Below are 636 nucleotides of genomic sequence, written 5' to 3' on the forward strand. Positions count from 1 at the left end.
AGTACCCTGCGGTAGGTCGTCTTCATCGACGGTCTGTTCACTACCCTGAGCCAAACCGTCGATGGTTGGTACGTCATCCACAACAGTGATCGGCAACGTGAGAGTATTCGAAACATCACCATCAAAATCCGTCGCTGCGATAGGAAGGTTGATGACGATGTCGTTTTGACCATTCGCGGTTGGATGATCGAGTGGCTCAAGTAGTTCAAACTTGTAGCTGCCATCAGAAACATCCAACGTCACTCGAAAAGCAGGTGTTGTTGTTCCATCAATAACGGCTTCATAAACGGATACGCCACCCGAATTAGAAACTTCAACGAGAGTCAGTGATTGCCCACCAGACGTTAAGCCTTGAACTGGCGTGTTCAAGTCAACGATATGGTACTCGACGATACGGTCCGCACCTTCTGTCGCGACAAACTTACCAATAATACTCGTTGGTTCATTGCCATCAGAACCCACGGTTGGCAAATCATCTTCGTCTACTGTGAGTACGCTGTTTGCGTCGATACCATCGAGTGTTGGTCGATCATCAACAATCGTGACTGGAATAGTCGCGCTCGTGGTGTCGCCATCAAAATCGGTCGCGATAATAGGGAAATTCAGCGTTAGCTCATCTGCACCGATTGGATGGTC

At 48.7% G+C, this 636-nt stretch carries 1 protein-coding gene; it reads right to left on the minus strand.

Annotated elements, in window-relative coordinates:
* Positions 1 to 636: DUF5801 repeats-in-toxin domain-containing protein (locus R7044_RS26160; RefSeq protein WP_225456112.1), on the minus strand; the 636-nt coding region annotated here is incomplete at both ends.

It is taken from the genome of Vibrio sp. 1402, assembly GCF_033340275.1.